11 protein-coding genes are annotated in these 11,246 nt (G+C 59.9%); 5 read left to right on the top strand and 6 right to left on the bottom strand.

Translation table 11 applies throughout. From position 1 onward, the window contains the following. Positions 1-60 precede the first annotated feature (60 nt). The 3 genes from ROLI_RS02225 (at position 61) to ROLI_RS02215 (ending at position 5,659) form a co-directional block, all read left to right on the top strand. Complete coding sequence (locus ROLI_RS02225; protein ID WP_222869414.1) at positions 61-603, top strand: hypothetical protein; 543 nt, start codon at positions 61-63, stop codon at positions 601-603. 756 nt (positions 604-1,359) lie between these two features. Next, complete coding sequence (locus ROLI_RS02220) at positions 1,360-2,481, top strand: efflux RND transporter periplasmic adaptor subunit (protein WP_187429055.1); 1,122 nt, start codon at positions 1,360-1,362, stop codon at positions 2,479-2,481. Positions 2,482-2,491: 10 nt separating this feature from the next. Next, positions 2,492-5,659 carry an efflux RND transporter permease subunit gene (locus ROLI_RS02215; protein ID WP_187429054.1) on the top strand — a complete coding sequence of 1,056 codons (3,168 nt, stop codon included), beginning with the start codon at positions 2,492-2,494 and terminating at the stop codon, positions 5,657-5,659. A gap of 1 nt (position 5,660) precedes the next feature. On the opposite strand, the gene ROLI_RS02210 is transcribed toward ROLI_RS02215, so the two are convergent. From ROLI_RS02210 to def (ROLI_RS02190), 5 genes are all read right to left on the bottom strand, one after another. Further along, positions 5,661-5,897, bottom strand: coding sequence for a hypothetical protein (locus ROLI_RS02210; RefSeq protein ID WP_187429053.1), 237 nt, complete (start codon positions 5,895-5,897; stop codon positions 5,661-5,663). 9 nt (positions 5,898-5,906) lie between these two features. Beyond that, entirely contained in the window at positions 5,907-6,815 is a 909-nt protein-coding gene (fmt, locus tag ROLI_RS02205; protein ID WP_187429052.1) for a methionyl-tRNA formyltransferase, read from the bottom strand. Between the two features lie 96 nt (positions 6,816-6,911). Beyond that, entirely contained in the window at positions 6,912-7,409 is a 498-nt protein-coding gene (gene def, locus ROLI_RS02200; RefSeq protein ID WP_187429051.1) for a peptide deformylase, read from the bottom strand. Beyond that, the gene (gene def, locus ROLI_RS02195; RefSeq protein WP_187429050.1) at positions 7,406-7,909 is read right to left on the bottom strand and encodes a peptide deformylase; all 504 of its coding nucleotides are present in this window, start codon (positions 7,907-7,909) and stop codon (positions 7,406-7,408) included. The genes def (ROLI_RS02200) and def (ROLI_RS02195) overlap by 4 nt, the downstream gene beginning before the upstream one ends. Beyond that, entirely contained in the window at positions 7,906-8,424 is a 519-nt protein-coding gene (gene def / locus ROLI_RS02190; RefSeq protein ID WP_187429049.1) for a peptide deformylase, read from the bottom strand. Before def (ROLI_RS02190) ends, def (ROLI_RS02195) begins: the two co-directional genes overlap by 4 nt. 102 nt (positions 8,425-8,526) lie before the next feature. On the opposite strand from def (ROLI_RS02190), the gene ROLI_RS02185 reads away from it, so the two are divergent. Beyond that, on the top strand, positions 8,527-9,723 hold the full coding sequence (locus tag ROLI_RS02185; RefSeq protein WP_187429048.1) for a MalY/PatB family protein: 1,197 nt from the start codon (positions 8,527-8,529) through the stop codon (positions 9,721-9,723). On the opposite strand, the gene ROLI_RS02180 is transcribed toward ROLI_RS02185, so the two are convergent. Then, positions 9,707-10,075, bottom strand: a complete 369-nt coding sequence (locus tag ROLI_RS02180) for a hypothetical protein (RefSeq protein WP_187429047.1) — start codon at positions 10,073-10,075, stop codon at positions 9,707-9,709. The genes ROLI_RS02185 and ROLI_RS02180 overlap by 17 nt on opposite strands. 182 nt (positions 10,076-10,257) lie before the next feature. Between ROLI_RS02180 and ROLI_RS02175 the strand changes: the two genes are divergently transcribed. After that, the gene (locus ROLI_RS02175) at positions 10,258-11,232 is read left to right on the top strand and encodes a glutathione S-transferase family protein (RefSeq protein ID WP_187429046.1); all 975 of its coding nucleotides are present in this window, start codon (positions 10,258-10,260) and stop codon (positions 11,230-11,232) included. Positions 11,233-11,246: the final 14 nt, after the last annotated feature.

Below are 11,246 nucleotides of genomic sequence, written 5' to 3'. Positions count from 1 at the left end.
ATCCCGGATGATACAACGCGTATCCCAGCAGGCATGGAGATTTCATGTCCTGAGAGCAACATGAACGATAAGCCAGGCGAAGGTTGCCACATGCAGATGAAACACCCCGATACCAGACGGGCCACCATTGGCGATGTGATGCCAAATGCGGTGAATATGAGAATTGTTGTTCTTCTCAACGATGCGTATTTTGGCGACAGACGAGGCCGGTCCATTCGGGAGATCAAACATATGACCGGATCGCGTGATTTGACCAAGCTCAAGGCGGAGATCTCATTGACGGAGGGCGAGAAGGTCTTGCCTCCTTCGCTGGCCGAATATCTGTTGGTGGAAGCTGCGGTATTGAACATCGAAAGAGACGATAACGGCCAAAGGGAGCATCACATTAAAGATCGTGAGTATCTTTGCGGAGATTTACTGGAACCATTCGATGATCCGTCCTGTGCTTTGACTATTTGTCCTGAAAATAACCAATGGCTTATTCATACCCGTGATGGCGCGCCGTGGATTTACTGTTTCCTGCCGGACGGCATTGCTCAAGCGGTTTTGGAAAAAGAGCCCGACCTTGTGGAAGGCATTGAGAGATCTTTTCCTTATAGTTGATCGGTGTGTGGTTCGTCGACACTCAGATCCCACGCCGCCAGCACGTTAGATCGGCTTCAAAAAGCACCCCCGCTCAAGTAGGCATCGAGAAGGCGAGGCGGCCGGGCTCGCGGAATGGGTACTCCACGGCATTCCACAGGCGGATGCGTGGCGTTACGGCATCCGGCTACAAAACCAGCGGCACGTCTGCCCCCCGCCAGTGATGCCGTTGCCATTTCATAATACCTTCCCCCAATGAACGATTACCACCGGACGACAGATATCGCTCGCGATAACGCTTGCGCACCTCAAACTGGCAACACCCGATTCCGCGTTAATCCAAGATGTGGTGACCGACAAATAAGCGGCTGTTATGGCCCCGGCCTTGCCCCCTGAGCCGGAACGCGCGGATGATTGCAATCCTACACTTCGGGTGCTGCATCAGGTCCCTTGTTCCCAACGTAAAATCGATTTCCGTTCCTGGTGAACTGGTGCGACGCCTGAATTGAGGCGACCCAACGCGCATGTTGGGATGGCGGCAAAAGAGGTAACTCTCAGACCCACACCCGTCTTTCCCACTCAAACCGGGACCCATACTTCGTGCCTACCCCGCCCCCGCGCTGCACAGCTTGCCCGATCAGGGACACCAATTCTGATGAGACTTCATGCGTTTGCACAAAAGCACGTGCGGTCACGCACTTAAGTGTTATTTGAATCGGGAGGTTATGTGCTAGGTCACCGACATAAGTAGTAGCGTGATTTCAAGAGGCCTGTCCAATGAGTGTTTTTTCTGTACTGCGTCCGGCATGTGCCCTCGCCCTTTGGTTCATACTGATCCCTGTGGCCCCCGCCGTGATGGCGCAGAACGGACCAGCCTCCGTCGGCGTGGAAACCGTAGAAACGCAGATTATCGCCGAAACCGTGCCGCTTTTTGCCGAGGTGGTGACATCACGCGAAGGCACCGTGGCCAGCCGGATAGCCGGAACCGTCGATCGCGTGCATGTGCTGGAAGGCGTGCAGGTCGTGCAGGGCGAAGTGCTTGCCGAACTGGACACGGAACTGCTCAATATTCTGGACCGGCAGGCCGAAGCCCGCATGGCGGAGGCGCGCGCAGGCATCACCACGGCCAAATCGCGGGTGGACCGTGCGACCAAGGCCCTCGCACGGATCGAAGGGTTGCGCGGGGGGACGTCATTTTCAACCAGCCGTTTTGATGAGGCACAAAGCGATGTCTTTGAGGCACAGGGCCAACTGGCGGAGGCCGAAGCCCGAGTGAAAACCGCCGAAGCCAATGAGGCGGAGACCCGGTATCAACTGGAACGGGCGCAGATTCTGGCCCCGTTTTCCGGCATCGTTCTGGAAGTAAACACTAATCCCGGCGAATTTATCAGTTCCGGCGCGCCGGTGGTTTCCCTGCTGGATACGCAGTCCTTCGAGATCGAGGCCAGCGTGCCGTCAAAATACATCCGCGTGCTGCAACCGGGTCTGAAGGTCACGGGGGTCACCGAAGTGGGCGAGGAATTGGACCTGACCGTGCGTGTGCTCTTGCCCGTCGAGGATGCCGCGACCCGGACGCGACCGGTGCGGTTTTCATCGCCCGACCTGATGGAACTGAACACCATCGCCATCGGCCAATCCATCACGGTCGCGATCCCGATCAGCGCCCCGCGCGAGGTTCTGGCCGTGCCCAAGGACGCGCTGGTGCAGGCGCGCGGCGGCTGGAGCGTGTTCGTAGCGCTGGACGGAACCGCTCAACCCCGCCCCGTGCAGATCGGCGTAGCGTTGGGGGACCGCTTTGAGGTGCTGGAGGGCTTGGGCGCCGGGGACACGGTTGTGACGCGCGGCAACGAGCGGCTGCGGCCAGGGCAGGAAATCGCGCCGATGGGCGCAGGCAATTAGGGGCGGCAGCATGGATATCATACGTTTTGCAATAGACCGTCCCGTTGCTGTGCTGGCTGCGGTCATAATGGCCGTGCTCTTTGGCATCATCGCCGTGACGCGCATCCCCATCCAGCTGGCCCCGGATGTGCGCAAACCGATCGTGGTCATCACCACCCAATGGCCCGGTGCAGCCCCCTCCGAGATCGAGCGCGAGATCGTCAACCCTCAGGAGGAAGCCCTACGCGGGCTTGAAGGGCTCGACATCATGACCTCGCGCTCCCAATCAGGCGAGGCCGAAGTCACGCTGGAATTCGGTATCGGCACCGATATGGGGCAATCGCTTTTGCTGGTCTCCAACCGGCTCGACCGGGTGGGGGATTACCCCGATGAGGCGGGCGAACCCTCGCTCAATACCTCCGGCGGGGATGACAGCCCCATCGCCTGGGTGCTGCTGACGGCGCTTGAAGGCAATACGCGCGACATGCCCAGCTATGGCGATTTCGTCGACGACACCATCAAGGACCGTATCGAACGTGTCGAGGGCGTCTCGGCGGTCAATGTCTTTGGCGGCGTGACGCGCGAATTGCAGGTGGTGGTGGATCCGCGCCAACTGGCCCGCTTTGGCCTGACGGTGCCGGATGTGGTGCGCACGCTGCGCAATGAGAACATCTCGCTCTCCGCCGGGGACGTCGAGGAGGGCAAGCGCCGCTATGTGGTGCGCGCTGAGGGCAACCTCAACACGGTGGCGGCCATTGAGGAAGTGGTGCTGCGCAGCGAACTCAGCACGGGCGGCTCCGGGCGGGTCCGGGTCGGCGATGTGGCCAATGTCGGTTTTGCATATCGCGACCCCACCGCGCGCCTGCGCTTTCGCGGACAACCGGGGTTGGCGTTCAACATTGTGCGCGAACCCGGTGCGAATGTGATCGAAACCATGGAGGCGGTTCAGGACGTCCTGAGCGACCTTAACGACGGGCCGGTGACGGATGCAGGCCTGATGATGCGCCAGGTCTATGACGAAACGGTCTATATCAACGGGGCGATCAAGCTGGTGACGCAAAACATCTGGATCGGGGGGGCGTTGGCGGCGTTGACCCTGCTGATGTTCCTACGCAGCCCGCGTGCCACATTGGTGGTGTCGCTGGCCATTCCGGTCAGTATCGTGGCGACATTTGTGGCCATGGCGGCGACAGGGCGCACGCTCAATGTCATCTCGCTGGCGGGGATCGCCTTTGCCGTGGGGATGATCGTGGATGCTGCGATTGTGGTGCTGGAAAACATCTACCGGCTGCGCGAACAGGGCAAATCGCGCCGCGAGGCCGCCTATTTGGGGGCAAAACAGGTCTGGGGCGCGATCCTTGTGTCGGCTCTCACGACCGTGTTGGTTTTCGTGCCGATCCTGATCATGCAGCTTGAGGCCGGGCAATTGTTCCGCGACATCGCTGTGGCGATCTCAGTCTCGGTGCTGCTGTCGCTGGTTGTCGCGGTCACGGTGATCCCCGCGCTGGCCAGCCGCCTGCTCAAACAGGGCGAACAGACAACGATGAAAATCTGGGGTCTGGATCATATGGCCCGCGGCTTTCACGCGCTGGTCATGGCCTATGTGCGCCTGACGGTGCGGTTTCGCGCGGTCGGCATGCTGATGGTGGTGCTGATCGCCGGTGGGGCAGCGGTGGCGGCAATCGCCTTTCTGCCGCGCCTGGAATACCTGCCCGAAGGCAACCGCAATCTGGTGTTTGGCGTCGTTTTGCCCCCGCCGGGCTATAATCTTGCCACCACCCAAACCATCGCTCAGCGGATTGAAAACACCGCCCGCCCGCTGTGGGAGGCGGCTCCGGAACTCCAAATGGAAGACGGCACGCCCACAATTGATAACTTCTTCTTTGTCGCCCTAAGTGGCCAGAGTTTTGTAGGGGCCACAGCTGTGGATGGCGCGCGGGCGGGCGATCTTTTGCCGGTTCTGACCGGTCCGATCTTTGCCGAACCGGGCACCTTTGGGTTTATGACACAGCCCTCGCTGTTTGGACGTGGCATCAGCGGTGGACGCACGATTGAGCTGAATATTTCCGGTCAGAACCTTGAAGACATCCTCAGTGTCGCCGGCCAGGCTGCGGGCGCAATTGCCGGGCTCTTGCCCCGCTCGGAGGGCCACCAGTTCCGTCCGATTCCGGGGCTCGAACTGGGCGCGCCCGAGGTCCGGCTGGTCCCTGACCGCGTGCGGCTGGCGGATGCCGGGCTCAGCGCCTCTGACCTTGCGCTGACCGTGGATGCATTTAACGATGGCTTGCGCATTGCCGAGGTTACGGTCGGCGCGGAACGGCTGAACCTGATGCTCAAGGGCGATCCCGGCCTGCATACGGCGCAGCGCACGCAGGATGTCGGCAATTATCCCGTGCTGACGCCGGGGGGCCAGATTGTGCCGGTGAGCGCACTTTCGGATGTCATCGTGACCGCAGGACCCACCGAAATACGACATCGTGACCGATTGCGCACAGTGACGCTGGAGGTGCGCCCGTCCGATACGTTAGCCTTGGAAACCGCCGTGGAATTGCTCGAAACACAGGTGGTTGAGGTGCTGCAGGAACGCGGCCTGCCGGAAGGCGTGCGCGTCTCTGTCTCGGGCACCGCTGATCAATTGAGCCAGACCTGGGATGCCATTCAGATCAACCTCGCCGTGGCCCTGGTCATTGTATTTCTGGTCATGGCGATCCTGTTTGAAAGCTTCGTTCTGCCTTTGGTCATTTTGATCTCCGTGCCTGTGGCGGCGGCGGGCGGTGTGGGCGGCCTGGCCTTGTTGAACACCTTTCAGGCGCAACCGCTGGACATGCTGACGCTGCTCGGCTTCATCATCCTGGTGGGGATTGTGGTGAATAATGCGATCCTGATCGTGCATCAGACACTCTATCATCTGCGCGAGGAAGGCATGGCCCCGATTGAGGCCATCGAAGAGGCAACGCGCAACCGGATCCGCCCCATCTTCATGTCCACGCTGACCAGTGTCTTCGGCATGTTGCCATTGGTTGTTTTTCCCGGCGAAGGGTCCGAACTTTATCGCGGTCTGGGCGCGGTGGTCGTCGGCGGCTTATCGATGTCTGCCTTCCTCACCTTGCTGACGGTACCGCCCTTGTTGCGGCTCTGCGTGCGCGCACCGCGCCCGGATGAGGACGCCGTCATATTGGCCAGCACCCCGGCACAATAGGCTATTTGCGCCAGTGGAAAGGTACGATGATCAGAGCCCCAATCGACGCGGCGATGGCGTTCATGCCAGGGCTTGAAAAACCGATGCCAAACATCAGACGGATGAAGTAAAACAGGAAGGCACCGCCAATGCAGATGATGATGCTCTGGACGTAACCGTTGTGGGTGAAGCCGGAGCGTTCACAGGCATAGCCCACGATCCCCGCGATCACGATTGTACCGAAAAGCGTCAGAAACATCAGGCTTCCCTATTCAAACTGCGTGTCCGGGTCCAGAGGCCAACCGTGCAGGAATTCCTCTGCCACCTGCACCCCCTTGCCTGCACGCTGTAGGCGCGTAAGTTCCACCGCGCCTGCGCCGCAAACCACGCGTAACGGATCACGCAAGACGGTGCCCGGAGTGCCGCCCCCTTCAGCCACCTTTGAGTTGAGAAGTTTGATCCGCGTATCGCCCTGCAGCGTCCAGGCCCCCGGGAAAGGCGACAGCCCGCGGATCTGGCGATCAACCTCGCTGGCCGGTCGGTTCCAATCAACGCGCGCCTCGGATTTGTCGATCTTCTGTGCATAGGTGACACCCTGCATGTCCTGCGACCGGGGTCTATGTGCATTGAGGTCGGTCAGGGTTTGCACGATCAACCCCGCGCCCATCTGGCTCAAACGATCGTGCAACGCGGCGGTGGTGTCATCTGGCGCAATGCTAGTTTCGAGCCGGGACAGCACCGGCCCCGTGTCGAGCCCCGCCTCCATCTGCATGATGCACACACCGGTTTTTGTGTCCCCCGCCATGATCGCACGATGGATGGGTGCCGCCCCGCGCCAGCGCGGCAGCAGGCTGGCGTGGATGTTGAGACAGCCGCGCGGGGGCGCATCCAAAATGGCCTGCGGCAGGATCAACCCATAGGCCACGACTACTGCGATATCCGCGCGCAATTCCTGAAATTCAACCTGCGCCTGCGCATCTTTCAAGGACATGGGCGTGCGGACCGGCAGCCCGAGTTCCAACGCCTTTGCATGCACAGGGCTGGGCCGTTCCTTCTTGCCACGCCCGGCAGGCCGGGGGGGTTGGGAATAGACGCAAAGAACCTCATGCTCCGCATCCACTAAGGCCTCGAGCACTGGCACCGAAAACGCCGGCGTTCCCATGAAAATCACACGCATCGCGTCTTCTCCAACAAGCGGTGGCCTGAAAGCCCACCTTACGGCGCTTCAACGCGACCGATTGTGTTCTGCCGTAGGGTGGGCTTTCAGGCCACCTTAGGCTCGCGCCTTACGCGCCTTGCGCAGCAGCATGTCTCGTTTCATTCGGCTCAGCCTGTCGAAATACATCTTGCCCTGCAAGTGATCAATCTGATGCTGCACGCTGGTGGCCTCCAGTCCAACGAAATCACGGAGGACATAGGCCCCAGTTTCATCTATAAACCGCACCGTTACCCCACGGGGCCGTGTGACCTGGGCCGACACGCCGGGAAGGTTCGGGCTGGCTTCCTCGTGGTGGTTCATGATCGCAGAAGCTTCCAGAATGCTGGGATTCGCCATCAGAATACGACGGTTCCGTGCGTCAGACGCATCCACCACAGCTAATTGCAATGAAATCCCGATCTGTGGCGCGGCCAAACCAACGCCCGGCATCGCATCCATCGTATCCACCATATCCTGCCAAATCGTCCGGATCTCCTCGGAAATCTCTTCGACCGCCAGCGCGGGCTTACGCAAGCACAGATCGGGCCAGCGCAGACAAGGCCGCACGGTCACGGCGCGGCCTGCACGTAGACGGCTTTATACTCAGCCCGCAGTTCCGGCTCAAGGTGGTCAAAGGTCACGACACCATTCAGGTGATCCAACTCATGCTGCACACAGGCGGCCGCAAATCCACTAAAAGCCCGGCGCTGCGGCGCACCGCTCAACGCCTGCCATGTCATCACAACTTCGGCGGACCGGCTGATCTCGGCGCTGATCCCAGGGATCGACAGGCATCCTTCAACCTGCACCGCCTGCGCCTCAGAGTGCGATACAATCGCCGGGTTGATAAAAACCATCGGTGCGGCCGCGCCTTCTTTCCACTCGGTATCCATAACGAAGACACGCCACATCTCGCCCACCTGCGGGGCCGCCAGCCCGCGTCCCGGCGCCGCGTACATCGTCTCCAGCATGTCCGCGGCAAGCGTCGCCACATCCGCGTCGATCTGTGTCACAGGCTCACAGACCATATTCAAGCGTGGATCGGGCCAGCGGAGAATATCGCGCAGACTCATTCCCGGGCGCGCTCGCGCTTGAACTTGACCATCTTGCGCGTGATCATCTGGCGCTTGAGCGGTTTGAGGTAATCGATGAACAGCTTGCCCTCCAAATGGTCGATCTCATGCTGCGCGCAGGTCGCCCAGAGCCCGTCAAACACCTCGCGCTGTGCACTTCCGTCACGGTCGATCCAGCCCACTTCGACTTCCGCGGGGCGTGTCACATCGGCAAACTGCTCCGGGATCGACAAGCACCCCTCCTCATAGACATTCATCTCGTCGGAGGCGGCGATGATTTCGGGGTTGAACATAATCAAGGGGCGCGGGCTGCCTTCGTCTGCCTTGACGCAATCCAGCACGACCAACCGTTGCAGGATGCCAACCTGCGGGGCGGCCAGCCCCACGCCGGGGGCATCATACATCGTTTCCAGCATGTCATCAGCCAGAGTGCGCAATTCATCGCTCAAATCGACGACGGGCTCGGCGTGTTTTTTCAGCCTGGGGTCGGGGTGCAGTAAAATATTCCGTTTCATGAGAACCGATGTAGGACAGGAGCGCGCCGCCTGCAATAACGCTGGCCTTGCAGCCCGCGAGAATCTCGCTAGCTATAAGCCAAATCGACCAGGAGACGCCCCATGAGCTTTGATCACAGCCCCGACACCCGTTTTGATACCGTCACAGACCGTCGCGGCACGCAGTCGAGTAAATGGGATTACATGGAAAAATACTACGGCGTGTCCCCCGGCGATGGCCTCGCGATGTGGACCGCCGATAGCGACTATCCCACGCCCGCCTGTGTGACCGACGCGCTGCAACGGGCGGTGGATCACGGTATTTTCGGCTATTACCCGGTCAACGATGAATACCTGTGCGCAATCCAATGGTGGATGAAAACCCGGCATGATTGGCCCATTGACACCGATTGGATCCTCACAACCCAAGGCCTCGGCCATGCCATCGGAATGGCGCTGGATGTCTGGAGCGCGCCCCAGGACGACATCGTCATTTTCAGCCCAGTCTATCACGAGTTTCGCAATAAGGTCGAAAAAGCGGGCAGGCGCGTCACCGAATGTCCGCTCAAACGCGTGGACGACACCTATGTGCTTGATCTGGAGGATGCGCAGAACCGGCTGAGTGGGCGCGAAACCATGCTGCTCTGGTGCTCGCCCCAAAACCCCTCCGGACGGGTCTGGAGCGTGGATGAATTGCGCGCCATTGCGGCCTTTGCGGCGAAAAATAAACTGCTGCTGATTTCAGATGAGGTGCATCACGATCTGGTCTATCCGGGCAATCGTTTCGTGCCGATGCATGTCGCCGCTCCTGAGCAGGAAGACCGCATGGTGATCCTGACCTCGGCGTCGAAAACCTTCAACATCGCGGGGCAGCGCACGGGGAATATGATCATCCCGGATGCCGCGCTGCGCAAACAAATGCAAGACCGGCTGAATGCGCTGGATTACAAGCCCGCCGGTTTGAGCCTTCTGATGATCACGGCGGCCTATTCGCCCGCCGGGGCGGAATGGGTGGATGCACAGCTCGCCTATCTGGCGGATAATCGCGCTTTATTTGATGCCGCGGTGGATGCCATCCCCGGTGTGCACTCGCTGCCACTCTGTTCGACCTATCTGGCCTGGGTGGATTTTTCCGGCACCGGCATGAGCTATGAGGAGGTGTCCCGGCGGGTGTTGAAAGACGCCCGCATTGCGCCGAGCGCCGGACCGGAGTTTGGCGCGGGGGGGGAGACCTTTTTGCGCTTCAACCTCGCCGCACCGCGTGCCACCATCAAGGAGGCCTGTGAACGGCTCACGGCGGCCTTCAGCGATCTGCAATAGCCCCGCGCGCATCCTCGATCAAAGCCTTGGGCGCGGTCTCTTCGACCTCAAAATCGACGGCGGGTCCCTCGGCAACCACCGTGGCGCGCTTGAATTCGTATCGCCGCTCGCCTTCCTGGGCATAATTTGTGATGATCAGACACTGCATCAGATGCAAGGAGCCGTCGTATAAGTCGACCAAGCCACGCAAGCTCGGCGCGTCGGCTTCCATCGAAAAGCCGGATTTCCACAAGCGCAGTACAGGGTAAACATCATTCCCGACCGTGACCCGCAACCGTGACGCTTTTTTCAGAGACGTGACACGCGCCTGATCAAGGCCCGCCTGTATTTCCTTGGAAAAAAACGCTTCCATAACATCACCATCCTATTTACGCCCCGCGATTAGATGATGGCGCAATCCCCTAAAAATCAAGTTAAGTTTTTGTATCAAGCGCCGGGTCCTGTGCATGGCTGCGCAGGCAATGCGCATCAAAACCCCTGTCAATACTTTCCGCGCGCGCTTAGGTGTGGATCAAGGGAATAAGGAGAACCGATATGGGGCTTTTGGTTAACGGGGTCTGGCAGGACAAGTGGTATGATACCGACTCAACGGGTGGAAAATTCCAACGTGCCGATGCGAAATTCCGCAATTGGGTCACCGCAGACGGCACGGCGGGGCCGACCGGGGGCGCCGGTTTCAGGGCCGATTCGGGTCGGTATCACCTTTACGTCAGCATGGCCTGCCCCTGGGCGCATCGCACGTTGATCTTTCGGGAGCTCAAGGGGCTAAGCGATCACATAGGGATTTCCGTCGTCCATCCGGATATGTTGCAAGACGGGTGGACGTTTCAAACCGATGATCACGGGGCGCGTGGCGATATGCTCTACGGGCTGCCCTTTGCGCGCGATATCTACACGCGGGCGGATCCGACATTTTCGGGGCGCGTGACCGTGCCGATCCTCTGGGACAAAGAACGCGGTACAATTGTTTCAAACGAAAGCTCCGAGATCATTCGCATGTTCAATGCCGCCTTTGACGAAGTCACAGGCAACACGGCGGACTACTGGCCCCAACAGATGCGCAATGCGATCGACCCGGTGAATGCCCGCATCTATGACACGCTGAACAATGGCGTCTACAAATGCGGTTTCGCTACCTCGCAACAGGCCTATGACGCCGCCATCACGCCCCTGTTTGACACGCTGGACTGGCTGGAGGCGCGCCTTGCGGACACCCGTTACCTGATGGGGGATGCCCTGACAGAGGCCGATTGGCGTCTGTTCACAACGCTGGTGCGATTTGATCCCGTCTATCACCTGCATTTCAAGTGCAACCGCAAAAGGTTATTGGATTTCGCCAACCTCTGGGCCTATACCCGAGAGCTGTTTCAGATGCCTGGCGTGGCCGGAACGGTGAATTTCGATCACATCATCCGGCATTATCACTACAGCCACGAGACCATAAACCCCAATCGCATCATCCCTATTGGGCCGGAACTTGACTTTATGGAGCCTCACGGGCGCAGTTAAGGGCCGTGCTCAGC

Origin of the sequence: Roseobacter fucihabitans (genome assembly GCF_014337925.2) — a bacterium.
Classification (GTDB): Bacteria; Pseudomonadota; Alphaproteobacteria; order Rhodobacterales; family Rhodobacteraceae; genus Roseobacter; species Roseobacter fucihabitans.
Note: the sequence above shows the minus strand (reverse complement) of the source record. Positions and strands in the feature narration are given on the sequence as shown.

Bases quoted from the DNA above. Each gene is read 5' to 3' on its own strand.
- ROLI_RS02225 (WP_222869414.1), top strand. From the start codon at position 61: ATGAACGATAAGCCAGGCGAAGGTTGCCACATGCAGATGAAACACCCC.
- ROLI_RS02220 (WP_187429055.1), top strand. From the start codon at position 1,360: ATGAGTGTTTTTTCTGTACTGCGTCCGGCATGTGCCCTCGCCCTTTGG.
- ROLI_RS02215 (WP_187429054.1), top strand. From the start codon at position 2,492: ATGGATATCATACGTTTTGCAATAGACCGTCCCGTTGCTGTGCTGGCT.
- ROLI_RS02210 (WP_187429053.1), bottom strand. From the start codon at position 5,897: ATGTTTCTGACGCTTTTCGGTACAATCGTGATCGCGGGGATCGTGGGC.
- fmt (WP_187429052.1), bottom strand. From the start codon at position 6,815: ATGCGTGTGATTTTCATGGGAACGCCGGCGTTTTCGGTGCCAGTGCTC.
- def (WP_187429050.1), bottom strand. From the start codon at position 7,909: ATGAGTCTGCGCGATATTCTCCGCTGGCCCGATCCACGCTTGAATATG.
- def (WP_187429049.1), bottom strand. From the start codon at position 8,424: ATGAAACGGAATATTTTACTGCACCCCGACCCCAGGCTGAAAAAACAC.
- ROLI_RS02185 (WP_187429048.1), top strand. From the start codon at position 8,527: ATGAGCTTTGATCACAGCCCCGACACCCGTTTTGATACCGTCACAGAC.
- ROLI_RS02180 (WP_187429047.1), bottom strand. From the start codon at position 10,075: ATGGAAGCGTTTTTTTCCAAGGAAATACAGGCGGGCCTTGATCAGGCG.
- ROLI_RS02175 (WP_187429046.1), top strand. From the start codon at position 10,258: ATGGGGCTTTTGGTTAACGGGGTCTGGCAGGACAAGTGGTATGATACC.